At 67.3% G+C, this 15,036-nt stretch carries 13 protein-coding genes and 1 pseudogene; 13 read left to right on the top strand and 1 reads right to left on the bottom strand.

Annotation, left to right across the window (positions count from 1 at the left end; all coding sequences use genetic code 11):
* The 3 genes and pseudogenes from C8K36_RS14420 to pdxT all read left to right on the top strand — a co-directional run.
* Window positions 1-552: pseudogene (locus tag C8K36_RS14420) on the top strand (pyridoxal 5'-phosphate synthase lyase subunit PdxS); the annotation flags it as partial.
* A gap of 114 nt (window positions 553-666) precedes the next feature.
* Window positions 667-1,488 (top strand): acyl-CoA thioesterase, encoded by an 822-nt coding sequence (locus C8K36_RS14415; protein WP_107985163.1) that lies wholly within the window; start codon window positions 667-669, stop codon window positions 1,486-1,488.
* Window positions 1,489-1,583: 95 nt separating this feature from the next.
* Complete coding sequence (pdxT, locus tag C8K36_RS14410; protein WP_107985162.1) at window positions 1,584-2,189, top strand: pyridoxal 5'-phosphate synthase glutaminase subunit PdxT; 606 nt, start codon at window positions 1,584-1,586, stop codon at window positions 2,187-2,189.
* Between the two features lie 27 nt (window positions 2,190-2,216).
* Here pdxT and C8K36_RS14405 read toward each other — a convergent pair whose 3' ends face one another.
* Window positions 2,217-3,251 (bottom strand): alpha/beta hydrolase, encoded by a 1,035-nt coding sequence (locus C8K36_RS14405; RefSeq protein ID WP_107985161.1) that lies wholly within the window; start codon window positions 3,249-3,251, stop codon window positions 2,217-2,219.
* Between the two features lie 305 nt (window positions 3,252-3,556).
* Between C8K36_RS14405 and C8K36_RS14400 the strand changes: the two genes are divergently transcribed.
* The 10 genes from C8K36_RS14400 to C8K36_RS14355 all read left to right on the top strand — a co-directional run bounded on the left by C8K36_RS14400 (window position 3,557) and on the right by C8K36_RS14355 (window position 15,015).
* Window positions 3,557-4,309, top strand: coding sequence for a YebC/PmpR family DNA-binding transcriptional regulator (locus C8K36_RS14400; RefSeq protein ID WP_107985160.1), 753 nt, complete (start codon window positions 3,557-3,559; stop codon window positions 4,307-4,309).
* Window positions 4,310-4,401: 92 nt separating this feature from the next.
* Window positions 4,402-4,977, top strand: a complete 576-nt coding sequence (ruvC, locus tag C8K36_RS14395; RefSeq protein WP_107985159.1) for a crossover junction endodeoxyribonuclease RuvC — start codon at window positions 4,402-4,404, stop codon at window positions 4,975-4,977.
* On the top strand, window positions 4,974-5,579 hold the full coding sequence (gene ruvA / locus C8K36_RS14390; RefSeq protein WP_107985158.1) for a Holliday junction branch migration protein RuvA: 606 nt from the start codon (window positions 4,974-4,976) through the stop codon (window positions 5,577-5,579). Before ruvC ends, ruvA begins: the two co-directional genes overlap by 4 nt.
* Window positions 5,576-6,700 carry a Holliday junction branch migration DNA helicase RuvB gene (gene ruvB / locus C8K36_RS14385; protein ID WP_107985157.1) on the top strand — a complete coding sequence of 375 codons (1,125 nt, stop codon included), beginning with the start codon at window positions 5,576-5,578 and terminating at the stop codon, window positions 6,698-6,700. The genes ruvA and ruvB overlap by 4 nt, the downstream gene beginning before the upstream one ends.
* A 177-nt stretch (window positions 6,701-6,877) precedes the next feature.
* Window positions 6,878-7,222, top strand: a complete 345-nt coding sequence (gene yajC / locus C8K36_RS14380; RefSeq protein ID WP_107985156.1) for a preprotein translocase subunit YajC — start codon at window positions 6,878-6,880, stop codon at window positions 7,220-7,222.
* A 147-nt stretch (window positions 7,223-7,369) separates the two neighbouring features.
* A complete protein-coding gene (secD, locus tag C8K36_RS14375; protein WP_181319546.1) occupies window positions 7,370-9,088 on the top strand; it encodes a protein translocase subunit SecD in 1,719 nt (572 codons plus the stop codon).
* Window positions 9,089-9,090: 2 nt separating this feature from the next.
* The gene (secF, locus tag C8K36_RS14370; RefSeq protein ID WP_107985154.1) at window positions 9,091-10,266 is read left to right on the top strand and encodes a protein translocase subunit SecF; all 1,176 of its coding nucleotides are present in this window, start codon (window positions 9,091-9,093) and stop codon (window positions 10,264-10,266) included.
* Window position 10,267: 1 nt separating this feature from the next.
* Entirely contained in the window at window positions 10,268-12,022 is a 1,755-nt protein-coding gene (locus C8K36_RS14365) for an ABC transporter substrate-binding protein (protein ID WP_107985153.1), read from the top strand.
* A gap of 8 nt (window positions 12,023-12,030) precedes the next feature.
* Entirely contained in the window at window positions 12,031-12,597 is a 567-nt protein-coding gene (locus C8K36_RS14360) for an adenine phosphoribosyltransferase (protein ID WP_107985152.1), read from the top strand.
* A gap of 81 nt (window positions 12,598-12,678) precedes the next feature.
* Window positions 12,679-15,015: a RelA/SpoT family protein gene (locus C8K36_RS14355; protein ID WP_107985151.1), complete on the top strand. Its 2,337-nt coding sequence runs from the start codon at window positions 12,679-12,681 to the stop codon at window positions 15,013-15,015.
* Window positions 15,016-15,036 lie beyond the last annotated feature (21 nt).

Genomic DNA, 15,036 nt, shown 5'->3' with positions numbered 1-15,036 from the left:
TACGAGAACCACATCGACAAGTTCTCGTTCACCGTCCCGTTCGTGTGTGGTGCCACCAACCTCGGTGAGGCCCTGCGCCGCATCAACGAGGGCGCTGCGATGATCCGTTCCAAGGGCGAGGCCGGCACCGGAGACGTCTCCAACGCCACCACCCACATGCGCAAGATCCGCCAGGAGATCCGCCGCCTGACCTCCCTCCCGGAGGACGAACTGTACGTCGCGGCGAAGGAACTGCAGGCCCCCTACGACCTCGTCGTCGAGGTCGCCAAGGCCGGCAAGCTCCCCGTCACCCTGTTCACCGCCGGTGGCATCGCGACCCCCGCGGACGCGGCGATGATGATGCAGCTCGGCGCCGAGGGCGTGTTCGTCGGCTCCGGCATCTTCAAGTCCGGCAACCCCGCCGAGCGTGCTGCCGCGATCGTCAAGGCCACCACCTTCCACGACGACCCCGACGTCCTCGCGAAGGTCTCGCGTGGCCTGGGCGAGGCCATGGTCGGCATCAACGTCGACGACATCCCCCAGCCCCACCGCCTCGCCGAGCGCGGCTGGTGATCTGACCCGCGGATCGATCCAGGTCTGACGAACGCGGTGAGGGCCGATACGGCTCTCACCGCGTTCGTGTTTGTGCGTTGCTAGCCTGAGCGAACGTGGCGGAAGGAGCCCCAGATGGCGAAGATCGAGCAGATCCTCGAACTCGAGCGACTCGAGCGGGACATCTTTCGGGGTATCGCGACCGAGACGATCCTTCCCCGCACGTTCGGCGGTCAGGTTGCCGGTCAGGCACTCGTGTCCGCGGTGCGGACCGTCGACGAGCAGTTCCACGTTCACTCTCTGCATGGCTACTTCCTGCGGCCCGGTAATCCGGTGATGCCGATCGTGTACCTCGTGGACCGCATCCGGGACGGCCGTTCCTTCACCACGCGTCGGGTAACCGCGGTGCAGGACGGGCAGGCGATCTTCACGATGTCGGCGTCGTTCCACGTTCTCGACGAGGGGATCGAGCACGAGGACATGATGCCGCCGGTGCCCGCGCCGGAGGAGCTGCCCGACGCCTCGACGCTTACGTCGGAGGAGATGTCGTGGGAGTTCCGCGAGTGGGCGGACTGGGATCTGCGGTACGTGCCGGCCGACCGGATCGAGCGCCGGCGGGGCGTTCCCGTCCAGCAGCAGGTCTGGTTCCGCTCCCGCGAGGCGCTGCCCGACGACCCGGTCTTCCACATCTGCACGCTCGCGTACATGAGCGATATGACGCTGCTTGCTTCGGCCAGCACCACGCACCCCGACACCCCGATCCAGAGTGCGTCCCTCGATCACGCGCTGTGGTTCATGCGTCCGTTCCGGGCCGACGACTGGCTGCTCTACGACCAATCGTCGCCGTCGGCGGGATTCGGGCGTGCTCTCACCCAGGGCCGAATCTTCAACCGTGAAGGCCACCTCGTGGCGGCCGTCGTCCAGGAGGGGCTCACGCGGTTTCTGCGCCGCGACTGACGTCGCCCGTCGGGCCTTGGCGGATGCGGACTGCGGACCGGCGGCTGATAGCGTTTCCGGAGTCAATAGCGTCGAATAGTGCAGGATTTTCACTCGTGACCAATCAACCGACGATCGGCGTGCTCGCACTGCAGGGCGACGTCCGCGAACATCTCGCGGCACTCGAAACCAGTGGGGCCCGGGCGATCGGCGTGCGCCGACTGTCCGAACTCGAATCCGTGGACGGCCTGGTGATTCCGGGTGGCGAATCGACGACGATGAGCCGCCTGCTGACCGTGTTCGAACTTCTCGACCCGCTGCGTGCGCGATTGAAGGACGGACTGCCGGCATACGGATCGTGTGCCGGCATGATCCTGCTGGCAAGTGAGGTCCTCGATACTCGTCCGGATGCACAGCATCTCGACGGACTCGACATCACGGTGCGCCGCAACGCCTTCGGCCGTCAGGTGGATTCGTTCGAGTCCGATCTCGAATTCACCGGGATCGACGGCGACCCCGTCCGCGCCGTGTTCATCCGCGCGCCGTGGGTCGAGCGTGTCGGACCCGGCGTCGAGGTGCTGGCCCGCGTGCCGGAAGGCCCCGCCGCCGACCACATCGTGGCCGTGCGACAGGGCCCTGTGCTGGCCACCTCGTTCCATCCGGAGGTCACCGGCGATCGTCGCGTGCATCAACTGTTCGTGGACATGGTGCGGGGCAACTGAGGCCCCGCACCGGTCACCTGGCCGTGGTCACCACGCGTTGAGGGCGTCGAGGATCTGGGGACGTGACTTCCACAGTTCCGCGGACCAGTAGCCCCAGTTGTGCGTGCCCTGCGCGGTGAAGTCGTACGTCGCGGAGATCCCGAGGCTTTCCAGTCGCATCTGGAACGCGCGCGTGTTGGCCAGGGCGAGCGACTCGAGCCCCATCGCGTTGGACGTGTTGAACGACGTAATCGATCCCGACGATCCGAGCGAGCCCTGCAGGTTCGACGATCCGAGCGACCCCAACAGGGCTCCGGGCGCGTCGTACTCTCCAGGTAGTCCGTTGCCCGACGAGATGTACATCGACAGCCCACGCAGCATCGGTGCGAATACGAACGGGTCGTTCCGCATCCATTGCTGGTCCCATGGCGGGCCCCACATGGCATCGGAGTTGAAACCTCCGGCCTCGAGCATCGCGATGCGGATCATTTCGCGCATGCCGGGCGCCGAGAGATTGAGATACCCCGAGTAGGAGCCCGCGAACTTGAACTGATCGCGGTGATACGCCGCGAGGGTGAACGCCGCGGATCCGCCCATGGACAATCCGGTCACGGCGTTGTTGGTGCGGGAGACACCCCGGGTTGCGAGGTAGTTCGGCAATTCCCGGGTCAGGAAGGTCTCCCACTTGTAGGTGACCTTCTGCCCGTTGAAGTTGCTCGGCCCGTACCAGTCGGAATAGAAGCTCGACTGACCGCCGACCGGCATCACCAGGGTGACGTTGTCGAGGCGGAACTGATCGAGCGCATTCGTCTCGAACGACCACGCGTTGCGGTCGTCTCGCGCGCGCATGCCGTCGAGTAGATACAGCGCGGCGTTTCCGCCGCGCGCGGCCCACTGGATCTGGACCTTGATCGGGCCCATCGACGAGTCGACGAACACTTCCTCGTACCCGCCGGCAGGTGCCGCCACAGCCGCTGTCGGCCCGGTTACGGCGACGAAAGCAGGCAGCGCGAGCACCGCCGCGGCGATGGCGATCAGCCGCCGTCTCACCCGTTTCGATCGGCCCGGTCCGTGAATGCGCATGAGTACGCCCTTTCCCCCAACGATTCCGACTTCCCTCCGTGCGCCCCCGCGCGAGAAGTCGATTCCGTCGTCCTTCGAGTCCAGTCATGGATGTCGTCATCGATGTCTTTGGAAGGCTCCAACGAACCGGGCGGACTGTCCACGGAACTGTCCAAGAGGTACCGGATCGTGACCTTGGTCGGTGGGCGCTCCGTCCGACGTGGAAAGGTATGCAGGTAGCATCGAACATCCGACAGAAGTGCAGTCGATTCGTCGTGGGATTTGTCGTAATTGCCACGGCGCGCTGCAGGAAGGGGCTCCCACGAATGAGCGGCCACTCCAAATGGGCCACCACCAAGCACAAGAAGGCTGTGATCGACGCCAAGCGCGGCAAAGCCTTCGCGAAGCTGATCAAGAACATCGAGGTGGCGGCTCGTACCGGTGGCGGTGATCCGGCGGGTAATCCCACCCTCTTCGACGCCATCCAGAAGGCCAAGAAGACCTCGGTGCCGAACGACAACATCGAGCGCGCGCGCAAGCGCGGCGCCGGTGAAGAGGCGGGCGGCGCCGACTGGCAGACCATCATGTACGAGGGCTACGGCCCCAACGGTGTCGCGGTGCTCATCGAGTGCCTCACCGACAACAGGAACCGTGCCGCAGGCGAGGTTCGGACCGCGATGACCCGCAACGGCGGCAACATGGCGGATCCCGGTTCGGTCTCCTACCTGTTCACTCGCAAGGGTGTCGTCGTATTGGAGAAGAACGGCCGCACCGAGGACGACCTCTTGGAGATCGTGCTCGAGGCCGGTGCCGAGGAGATCAACGACCTCGGTGACTCCTTCGAGATCGTGTGTGAGGCCGGCGACCTGATCCCCGTCCGCACCGCGCTCGTCGAGGCCGGTGTCGACTACGAGTCGGCCGATCCGGACTTCCGTGCCTCCGTCGAGGTCCCGGTGGACGCCGAGGGCGCCCGCAAGGTGTTCAAGCTCGTCGACGCCCTCGAGGAGTCGGACGACGTCCAGAACGTGTACACCAACATCGACGTCTCGGACGAGGTACTCGCCGAACTCGACGCATAGTCTCCACCGCACCGACTGCGTGTTGGTGCATCGTCACGCGCCCGCCTCCCGCTATGCTCGAACAACTGTTCGGTAGTGCGAGAGGTGGGCGCGTGCGTGTTCTGGGTGTCGACCCCGGCCTGACGCGATGCGGATTCGGTGTCGTGGATGCCGGCCGTGGGCGTGAGGTGAAACCGGTTGCGGTCGACGTCGTTCGGACGCCGCCGGACATGGAACTCGCGTCGCGGCTCCTGGGGATCTCCAATGCCGCCGACGAGTGGCTCGACAGGTTCCGGCCCACCGTCGTGGCCGTCGAACGAGTGTTCTCCCAGCACAACGTGCGGACCGCGATGGCGACCGCGCAGGCAGGCGGCGTAGTCGCCCTCGCCGCGGCCAAGCGGGGCATCCCTGTGTGCTTTCACACCCCGAGTCAGGTGAAAGCTGCCGTGACCGGCAGCGGTACCGCCGACAAGAAGCAGGTCACCGCCATGGTCACCCGCATTCTCGGACTCGACACCGCGCCCAAGCCCGCCGACGCGGCGGACGCCCTCGCCCTCGCGATCTGCCATTGTTGGCGCGCGCCGATGCTGGATCGGATGGCCGCGGCCGAGGCGGCCGCAGCCGAGCAGAAGCGGCGGTACGAGGCGCGACTGAGAGAAGTTGCAGCCGGAAAGGCAGGGACACGGTGATCGCTTCGGTTCGAGGTGAGGTTCTCGACATCGGGTTGGACCATGCGGTGGTCGAGGCGGCGGGAGTGGGATACCGCGTCAACGCCACGCCCGCGACACTCGCGACGCTCCGGAGGGGCGACGAATCACGTCTGCTGACCGCGATGATCGTGCGCGAGGACTCCATGACGCTCTACGGATTCGCCGACGCCGAATCGCGCGATCTGTTCGGGCTGCTGCAGACCGTGTCCGGGGTGGGTCCGCGCCTGGCGATGGCGATCCTCGCGGTGCTCGAGCCCGAGTCACTGCGCAAGGCGCTGGCCGAGGGCAACGTCACCGCTCTGACGCGGGTTCCCGGAATCGGCAAGCGCGGCGCCGAACGGATGGTCGTCGAGCTTCGCGACAAGGTCGAAGCCGTCGCCGTGGCCGGCGACATCCCGGGGGCGGCTGCTGTGTCGTCGGCCGGCGTCGTCCGAGATCAGGTGGTCGAGGCGCTGACCGGGCTCGGCTTCCGCCTCGAACACGCCGAGAAGGCCACCGACACCGTCGTCGCAGCAGATCCCGAAGCCCCGACGTCCACCGTCCTGCGGTCGGCGCTCGCGCTGCTCGGAAAGACGCGATGATCTTCGACGACGGCGCGGGCGACCACGCGGGGCCGGACGACGAGTCGGCCGTCACCGCGAACTTCGTCGCCTCGGACGGCGAGATCGAATCGAGCCTGCGGCCGAAGAGCCTCACCGACTTCATCGGCCAGCCGCGGGTCCGGGAACAGTTGCAGTTGGTCCTGACCGGCGCGAAGATGCGCGGCGGGACGCCCGATCACGTGCTGCTGTCCGGTCCGCCCGGCCTGGGCAAGACGAGCATGGCAATGATCATCGCTACGGAACTGGGAACGTCGCTGCGGCTGACGTCCGGTCCCGCTCTCGAACGCGCCGGCGACCTCGCCGCGATGCTCAGCAACCTCGTCGAGGGTGACGTGCTCTTCATCGACGAGATCCACCGGATCGCACGCCCGGCCGAGGAGATGCTGTACCTCGCGATGGAGGACTTCCGGGTGGACGTCGTGGTCGGGAAGGGGCCGGGTGCCACGTCGATCCCGCTCGAGGTCGCGCCGTTCACGCTTGTCGGTGCCACCACGAGATCGGGTGCACTGACCGGACCGCTGCGAGATCGGTTCGGTTTCACCGCGCACATGGATTTCTACGAGCCGCACGAACTGCAGCTCATCCTCACCCGGTCGGCCGGCATCCTCGGCATCGAACTCGGTGAGGACGCGAGCGCGGAGATCGCCGGACGGTCGCGCGGCACGCCGCGAATCGCGAATCGGTTGCTGCGCCGCGTGCGTGACTACGCGGAGGTGCGTGCCGACGGTGTCGTCACCAAGGAGGTCGCACAGGCAGCCCTCGCCGTGTACGACGTCGATGTGCTCGGGCTCGATCGGTTGGACCGGGCGGTATTGGGAGCGCTCGTGCGGAGCTTCGGTGGAGGGCCGGTGGGCGTGTCGACCCTCGCGGTCGCGGTGGGGGAGGAGCCGTCCACTGTCGAGGAGGTGTGCGAGCCGTTCCTCGTGCGTGCGGGCATGATCGCCCGGACGCCCCGCGGTCGGGTCGCGACGGCCGCAGCGTGGGCTCAGCTCGGCCTCATCCCACCGCCGGACGCTGCGGTGGGCGGAATCGAGGTGCGCGCCAGGGAGCCACAACTCGGGTCGTTCGACCCGGATGCCGCCGGCACGGGTGAATCCTGAGGTGATTCCTCCGTTCGTCGACCGACGTTGTTCGATATGAGCGAAATGCCATCGGTGACGATTTCCCTTTCGATCGACCCGCTAGTGGCACACTGGTCACTGGCGCGGCACCGACCCGGTTCCGTGGCATCGCCCTGTGTAACGCCCTAAGTGACGAACCCGAGGACTGACTTCCTGATGGAATTGCTGTTTCCGCTTCTGATTCTTGCTCTGCTCGTGCCGATGTTCCTCGGCATCCGGCGGCAGAAGAAGGAGATGAAGAAGACGACCGATCTCCAGGATTCCCTGAAGATCGGTGACCGAGTCATGACCACTGCCGGACTGCATGCGACGGTTGCGGGCCTCGACGATGCGACGGTCGATCTCGAGATCGCTCCCGGCGTCGTCACCACCTGGTCGCGGATGGTCGTGCGTGAGCACATCATCGACGACGACGAGACACTCGACTCCGACGAGACCGACGCCGACGATCATGGCGACGAGACCCCGGACGAGACCCAGCGTCGTCTGAACGGCGAATAGAGCGGTAGCCGCCCGCGGCGGCAGGTTTCCCCTGTCGTCGTGGGCCGGTTCGCGCTCGGATCGCCGAGTGTCCTTACTTGTCATTGATTTGCGTCATCACCTTTGCGTCATCATCTGATCCGCACGTACCGAGGAGACAGACAGACCGTGGCACCTTCGACAGGATCGGTGCACCCAGTGCGCGCGCTCGCCGTATTCACGGCGCTCGTCGCGGTGCTGTATGCGCTGGTCTTCTTCACCGGAGACAAGTCCCCGACCCCCGAGCTCGGGATCGACCTTCAGGGCGGGACGCGAGTCACCCTCACCGCGCGGACTCCTGACGGCAGCACCCCTGGCCAGGACAGTCTCCGTCAGGCGCAGCAGATCATCGAGACGCGCGTCAACGGACTGGGCGTGTCCGGCTCCGAGGTGGTGATCGACGGTGACAACCTGGTGATCACGGTCCCGGGTGACGACAGCGCACAGGCGCGTTCGCTCGGTCAGACGGCCCGTTTGTACATCCGGCCGGTCATCGGTTCGCAGGCGGCGGCCGCTCCCGGCGCGCAGCCGGCGCCCGCGACCCAGGCCCCGACCACGCCGGCGCCCGCGCCGACGGAGCCCGCCGCCATCCCGGACGCTCAGGAGCGGCCGTTCCCGGCGCAGAATCCCACCGAGACGACGGAACCTGCTCCGACAACGGAACCTGCTCCGGCGACGGCACCTGCGCCGGCGTCCGCCGAGCCCACCCCCGGTTCGCCCGAGGCCGCCGCAGCGGAGATCGCCAAGGCCAAGGCCACCCGCCAGAGCGAGGACCCGGCGGTCCAGCAGCAGGCGATGGCGACCCTCGACTGCTCGGCACCGGACCCGCTGCAGGGCAACGACGATCCGGCCCTGCCGCTCGTTGCGTGCTCGACGGACGGCACCACCGTGTACCTCCTGGCGCCCAGCATCATCGACGGCCAGGAGATCTCCGACGCCAGCTCGGGGTACAACTCCCAGCAGTCCCGCTACGAGGTGAGCCTGAGCTTCAAGTCCAGTGGCAGCACCACATGGGCGCAGTTCACGGCAGCGAACATCGGCAAGCAGGCCGCGTTCACCCTCGACTCGAAGGTCGTGAGCGCTCCCGTCGTGCAGGGTGCGACCCCTGCCGGTAGCTCGACGTCGATCACCGGACAGTTCAACCAGACACAGGCGCAGGAACTGGCGAACACACTCAAGTACGGTTCGCTGCCGCTGTCGTTCCAGGCGTCGGAGGCCGAGACGGTGTCGGCGACCCTGGGTCTCGCGTCGCTCGAGGCCGGCCTCATCGCGGGCGCCGTGGGTCTCGCGCTGGTGCTGATCTACTGCCTGGTCTACTACCGCATGCTCGGCGTCCTGACGGCGTTGTCGCTCGTGCTGTCGGGCCTGATGGTCTACGCGGTCATGGTTCTCCTCGGCCGGTACATCGGGTTCACGCTCGACCTCGCCGGCATCGCAGGTCTGATCATCGGTATCGGTATGACTGCGGACTCGTTCGTCGTGTTCTTCGAGCGCATCAAGGACGAGATGCGTGAGGGTCGCAGCTTCCGGTCCGCCGTTCCGCGTGGTTGGGCGCGTGCCCGCCGGACCATCCTCTCCGGTAACGCGGTCAGCTTCATCGCCGCCGCGGTCCTCTACGCCCTCGCTGTCGGTCAGGTGCGCGGCTTCGCGTTCACTCTCGGCCTCACGACGATCCTCGACGTGGTCGTGGTGTTCCTGGTGACGTGGCCGCTGGTGTACATGGCGTCCAAGTCCCGGTTCTGGTCCAAGCCGAGCGTCAACGGTCTCGGCGCGGTCCAGCAGGTCGCTCGCGAACGCAAGGTGGTCGCGGCATCGACCCCGCAGGCATCGTCGGACATGGAGGCATGAACATGAGTGAGTCGAACACCTCCGCAACCTCCACGGGCGCAAGCGACGCGGGCGTCGATCGGGCACTGCTGCCGCACCACAGTTGGCTGCAGCGGCTCTACACCGGCACCGGCGGCTTCGAGGTCATCGGGCGCCGCAAGTTCTACTACATGATCACCGCGGCCATCGTCGGGCTCTCGTTGCTGAGCATCGTCGTGCGCGGCTTCACGCTGGGCATCGAGTTCGAGGGTGGCACCCGCATCCAGTTCCCGGCGCCCTCCGGCGTGACCACCGAACAGGTCGAGACCGTCTACGCCGACAGCCTCGGCCAGGAAGCGGTGTCGGTACAGACGGTCGGTTCGGGTTCGAGCTCGTCGATCGAGATCCGCTCGGAGGCCTTGGACGCCGGTCAGGTCAACTCGCTGCAGAACGCTCTGTACGACGAGTTCCAGCCAAAGGACAGCGACGGCAATCCGTCGAAAAATGCGATCAGCGTCGCGGACGTCAGTGAGACGTGGGGCGGTGAGATCACCAAGAAGGCCCTCATCGCGCTGGTGGTCTTCCTCATCATCGTCAGCATCTACATCGCCATCCGCTTCGAACGGGACATGGCGATCGCGGCGATCATCTCGCTGTTCTTCGACATGGTCGTCACCGCCGGCGTGTACTCGCTCATCGGTTTCGAGGTCACGCCGGCGACGGTGATCGGCCTGCTCACGATTCTCGGCTTCTCGCTCTACGACACGGTCGTCGTGTTCGACAAGGTCGAGGAGAACACCCGCGGGATTCTGCACCTGAACCGGCGCACGTACGCCGAGCAGGCGAACCTGGCCGTCAACCAGACCCTCATGCGGTCGATCAACACCACGGTCATCTCGGTCCTGCCGGTGATCGCCCTCATGGTGGTGGCCGTGTGGCTGCTCGGCGTGGGCACGCTCAAGGACCTCGCGCTCGTCCAGTTGGTGGGCATCCTCGTCGGCGCGTACTCGTCGATCTTCACCGCGACCCCGATGCTGGTGTCGATCAAGGAGCGGTGGGGACCTGTGGCGGCGCACACCAAGAAGGTGCTCGCCAAGCGCGCCGACAACGGCGCCCGCGCCGGAGGTGCCCGGTCGGAGGCACGAGTGCCTTCGACCGCGGGCTCGTCGCCGCGACCCGGCGCGGTACCGACCGGGAAGCGCAACAAGAAGAGGCACTGACATGCCGGACGCGAACAGTTTCCGCCGCGCCCCCCGTGCCACCCGCCGCGCGGCCAGGTCGATCGTCGCCCTGGCCGCCGCGGTCGCGGTGGGTGCGACCGCAGCCTGCGGCGAACCCGCCGATCAGGTGCCGTCGCTGGGGTACGCGATCGACAACGTCGTGACCACCTACAACGGCAATACCGTCGACGGATCGCCGACCGGTGCCGTGCAGGCACTGAGCAGGGTCCTCACCGGGATGAACTACACGGGTCCGTCCGGCGCACCCGTAGCCGACACCGACTTCGGGACCGCGAACGTGCTGCCGGGAGATTCGCTCACGGTCCAGTACCGGCTCAACCCGGCGTCGGTCTATTCGGACGGAGTTCCGGTCTCGTGCGACGACTTCGTCCTCGCGTGGGCGGCGGGCAACGGCCGGTTCACGCGCCCCGGTGACGGCGGTCCGGTGCCGATGTTCGACGCCGCGACTCGGGCGGGGTACGCGGACATCGAACGCGTCGACTGTCAGCCCGGGGCGAAGGACGCCACCGTCGTCTTCGCGCCCGGTCGCGGCTACCTCGGCTGGCGGTCGCTGTTCGGGGCCACCGAGCTGATGCCGGCACACGTCGCGGCGCAGTCCGCGGGCGTGCCCGATCTCGTCGGCGCGATTCGGAGCGGCGATATGGATGCCATCGGCCGGATCGCGGACTTCTGGAACACCGGGTGGCGCCTGGTGCCGGGCGAATTGGATCTGACCAAGTTGCCCTCGTCCGGGCCGTATCGGATCGACTCGTATACCGCGGACGGTGGTCTCGTCCTCGTCGAGAACGAGCGGTGGTGGGGCATCAAACCGCAGACCTCGCGGATCGTGGTGTGGCCCAAGGGTTCGGACGTCCAGTCCGGAATGGCTGCCGGTGACGTCGAGGTCGTCGACGTCGGTGCCGGTTCCCTCTCCGGATTCGATCCGGGTGATGGGTTCGATGTCGCAGAGGAGCCGTCGCGCAGTGTGGAGCAGTTCGTGCTCGCGACGCACGGCGTGTTCGGTTCGGCCGATGCACGTCGGGCCTTCGCGCTCTGTCTGCCCCGGCAGCGGCTGTACGACGAACTCGGGCACCCCGGATTCGACCGCGCCGACGGGGTGGGATCGGGCGTCGTCGACTCTCGGATCACGGCTCCGGACACGCTGTTCTATCCGTCGGCGGTCGCTGCCGAGGGCGGCCTGTACACCGATCCCGATATTGCGGGTGCGACGTCCGCGCGGGAGGCGGCCGGCCAGCAGCAGTTGACGGTCCGGGTCGGGTATCTCGGCCCGGACGAGCGGCGCGCACGTACGGTGCGGATCGTCGCGGACTCCTGCGCGGGCGCGGGCATCACCGTCGAGGACGCGGGCTCGCCCGACTTCTCGCCGACGGCCCTGCGGGCCGGACAGGTCGACGCTGTGCTGGCGGGCACCGCGTCCGCGGCCGGTGCCGCCGGAACCGACACGGTCGATGCCGCAGCCTTCGCGTTGCGCACCGGGAACGGCGACAATTTCGGATCGTTCTCCAACCGGCGATTCGATCAGGTGGTCGACCAACTGTCCGTCGATGCATCGCTGTCCGCCCGCATGTCGCTGCTCGGTGAGGCCGAGGCGATCCTGTGGAACGAGATGCCGACGATCCCCCTGTTCGACCAGCCGCGGACCATCGCCCACTCGAAGGGCATGCACGCGGTCGTCCCCAATCCGACGAGGTCCGGTGCGGGGTGGAACATGGACAGGTGGATACTTCTCAGGTGATTTCTCAGATGGATGCACCGGAAGCCCCCACCCCGGAATTCTCCGCGGTACTCGAGCGGGCGGGCGACGCAGTCTCCCGTCTGACCCGCTGGTGCGACGACTTCCCGACCCCCGGTGTCCGGTTCGCCGACCTCACGCCCGTGTTCGCGGACGGGCCCGGCTACCGCGCGGTGATCGAGGGCCTCGCAGCCGCGGGTGCCGGGGCGGATCTGGTCGCAGGTGTCGACGCCCGAGGCTTCCTCCTCGGCGGCGGTGCGGCACTGGAACTCGGCTGCGGCGTGCTCGCCGTACGCAAGGCCGGCAAGCTTCCGCCGCCGGTGCACTCCGAGAGCTACTCGCTCGAGTACGGTGCCGCGACACTCGAGATTCCATGCGATGCGCCGGACCTGAACGGGCGTCGAGTTTTCGTGATCGACGACGTCCTCGCCACGGGCGGCACGCTGCTGGCGGCGGCGGAACTGCTGTCGCGGGCGGGCGCCGTGGTCGTCGGTGTCGCGGTGGTCCTCGAGATCGAGGAGCTGGGTGGTCGGCAGCGGTTCGACCGGTACCCGCTGACGTCGCTGGTCAGGGTCTGAGGACTACAGTTGTGCCTGGTGGTGTAGCAGTGCCACCGGGTTTCGAGTGGCCGTGGCAATGCGGTGGCAGGAGGTGACGGCATGACCCAGCATCTTGATCGTTCCCAGAACGCTGATGCCACGAATACCGGTGGGGCGTCTCCCACCGAGAAGAGCGCGCCGGTGCCGACGTCGGCATCGCGCCGCGTGCGGGCGCGTCTGGCGCGTCGCATCACCGGTCAGCGCAACGCGCCGATCCGTCCGGTGTTGGAACCGCTCGTCGCGGTGCACCGTGAGCTCTACCCCAAGGCCGACTTTTCACTTCTCCAGCGCGCATACGACGTCGCGGAGCAGCGGCATGCGACGCAGTTCCGCAAGTCCGGCGACCCGTACATCACGCATCCGCTGGCCGTGGCCAACATCCTCGCCGAGTTGGGGATGGACACCACGACGCTCGTGGCAGCGCTGCTGCACGACACCGTCGAGGACACCGGGTACTCGCTCGACGAACTGACCGCCGAGTTCGGCGACGAGGTCGCGCACCTCGTCGACGGCGTGACCAAGCTGGACAAGGTCGTGCTCGGCTCGGCAGCCGAGGGCGAGACCATCCGCAAGATGATCATCGCGATGGCCCGCGATCCCCGCGTGCTGGTGATCAAGGTCGCCGACCGTCTGCACAACATGCGGACGATGCGCTTCCTGCCGCCCGAGAAGCAGGCCCGCAAGGCCCGCGAGACGCTGGAAGTGATTGCGCCGCTCGCGCATCGGCTCGGGATGGCGACGGTGAAGTGGGAACTCGAGGACCTCGCGTTCGCGATCCTGCATCCCAAGAAGTACGAGGAGATCGTGCGTCTGGTCGCAGACCGGGCGCCGTCGCGTGACACGTATCTGGCGAAGGTGCGCGCGGAGATCAACGCGACATTGTCGGCGTCGCGGATCAGCGCGGTCGTCGAAGGCCGCCCCAAGCACTACTGGTCGATCTACCAGAAGATGATCGTCAAGGGCCGCGATTTCGACGACATCCACGATCTGGTCGGCGTCCGGATCCTGTGCGACGAGATCCGGGACTGCTACGCCGCCGTCGGTGTCGTGCACTCGCTGTGGCAGCCGATGGCGGGCCGGTTCAAGGACTACATCGCGCAACCCCGCTACGGCGTGTACCAGTCGCTGCACACCACGGTGATCGGTCCCGAGGGCAAGCCGCTCGAGGTCCAGATCCGGACGCGCGACATGCACCGCACCGCCGAGTTCGGCATTGCCGCGCACTGGCGGTACAAGGAGACGAAGGGCAAGCATTCCAGCGATGTCGCCGAGGTCGACGACATGGCCTGGATGCGTCAGCTGCTGGACTGGCAGCGTGAGGCCGCGGATCCGGGCGAGTTCCTCGAGTCGCTGCGCTACGACCTCGCGGTCAAGGAGATCTTCGTCTTCACCCCGAAGGGTGACGTCGTGACCCTGCCGGCGGGATCCACTCCGGTGGACTTCGCATACGCCGTGCACACCGAGGTGGGGCACCGGTGCATCGGTGCCCGGGTCAACGGGCGACTGGTGGCGCTCGAGCGGACGCTCGAGAACGGTGAGGTCGTCGAGGTCTTCACGTCCAAGGCACAGACCGCCGGCCCCAGCCGGGACTGGCAGACGTTCGTGGTGTCCCCGCGCGCGAAGGCGAAGATTCGGCAGTGGTTCGCGAAGGAGCGCCGCGAGGAGGCGCTCGAGGCCGGCAAGGACGCGATCGCCCGGGAGGTTCGCCGCGGCGGACTTCCGTTGCAGCGTCTGCTCAACGCGGAGGCGATGGCCGCGCTGGCGCACGAGTTGCGGTACGCGGACGTCTCCGCGCTGTACACGGCGGTGGGCGAACACAACGTGTCGGCGCAGCACGTGGTGCAACGCCTGGTCGCGCATCTCGGCGGCGAGACGGCCGTCGAGGAGGAGTTGGCGGAGCGGTCGACGCCGTCGACGATCCCGACCCGCTCGCGCACATCGGGTGACGTGGGTGTGCTGGTGCCGGGTGCGCCGGGCACGGTCGCGAAACTCGCCAAGTGCTGCACCCCGGTGCCGGGCGACGAGATCCTGGGGTTCGTGACCCGAGGCGGCGCGGTCAGCGTGCACCGCACGGACTGCACCAACGCGACGTCGCTGCGTCAGCAGTCGGAGCGGATCATCGAGGTGGAGTGGGCGCCGTCGCCGACGTCGCTGTTCCTCGTCGCGATCCAGATCGAGGCGCTCGATCGGCACCGGTTGCTCTCGGACGTGACGAAGGCGCTCGCCGACGAGAAGGTGAACATCCTGTCCGCGTCGGTCACCACGTCCGGCGATCGGGTCGCGGTCAGCAAGTTCACCTTCGAGATGGGCGACCCGAAGCACCTCGGCCACGTGCTCAACGTGGTCCGCAACGTCGAGGGCGTCTACGACGTCTACCGCGTCACCTCCGCGGCGTAGACGAAGAGCAACCCTGAACCA

The sequence above is a fragment of the Rhodococcus sp. OK519 genome (assembly GCF_003051005.1).
In the GTDB taxonomy this organism is placed as follows: Bacteria; Actinomycetota; Actinomycetes; order Mycobacteriales; family Mycobacteriaceae; genus Prescottella.
The sequence above is the reverse complement of the archived record's forward strand: the minus strand, read 5'-3'. Positions and strand labels throughout refer to the sequence as shown.

Bases quoted from the DNA above. Each gene is read 5' to 3' on its own strand.
- yajC (WP_107985156.1), top strand. From the start codon at position 6,878: ATGGAATTGCTGTTTCCGCTTCTGATTCTTGCTCTGCTCGTGCCGATG.
- C8K36_RS14355 (WP_107985151.1), top strand. From the start codon at position 12,679: ATGACCCAGCATCTTGATCGTTCCCAGAACGCTGATGCCACGAATACC.
- C8K36_RS14405 (WP_107985161.1), bottom strand. From the start codon at position 3,251: ATGCGCATTCACGGACCGGGCCGATCGAAACGGGTGAGACGGCGGCTG.
- C8K36_RS14360 (WP_107985152.1), top strand. From the start codon at position 12,031: ATGGATGCACCGGAAGCCCCCACCCCGGAATTCTCCGCGGTACTCGAG.
- ruvB (WP_107985157.1), top strand. From the start codon at position 5,576: ATGATCTTCGACGACGGCGCGGGCGACCACGCGGGGCCGGACGACGAG.
- secF (WP_107985154.1), top strand. From the start codon at position 9,091: ATGAGTGAGTCGAACACCTCCGCAACCTCCACGGGCGCAAGCGACGCG.
- C8K36_RS14415 (WP_107985163.1), top strand. From the start codon at position 667: ATGGCGAAGATCGAGCAGATCCTCGAACTCGAGCGACTCGAGCGGGAC.
- C8K36_RS14365 (WP_107985153.1), top strand. From the start codon at position 10,268: ATGCCGGACGCGAACAGTTTCCGCCGCGCCCCCCGTGCCACCCGCCGC.
- C8K36_RS14400 (WP_107985160.1), top strand. From the start codon at position 3,557: ATGAGCGGCCACTCCAAATGGGCCACCACCAAGCACAAGAAGGCTGTG.